Here is a 262-nt window from a genome sequence, read left to right on the forward strand (position 1 = left end):
GTCACAGACTCCAGAACGTTACCGAGTGAGCCGCACATCTCTTTATAATCTTTCGCTTCAATGGCTTCAATCATACGCTGTACATTTGGGTGTTCTACTTTGCTTGCGTCATATTGTCTATAAACTTCAGCTGTAGATACCCCAATCACCGGCTTCGCTAAAATCACCCAGCAATGCGGCGGTGTCGCGATATGCTTCAGTTTTTCTCCACGTCCTGTCGCTAGTGCTGTGCCTCCGTGTACACAAAAAGACACATCTGAGC

Annotated in this window: 1 pseudogene; it reads right to left on the reverse strand. The window is 47.3% G+C overall.

The annotated features are described in order from the left end of the window. Window positions 1-262: pseudogene (locus AC0IXA_RS27675) on the reverse strand (hypothetical protein); the annotation flags it as partial.

The sequence above is a fragment of the Pseudomonas sp. AC083 genome (genome assembly GCF_979253165.1).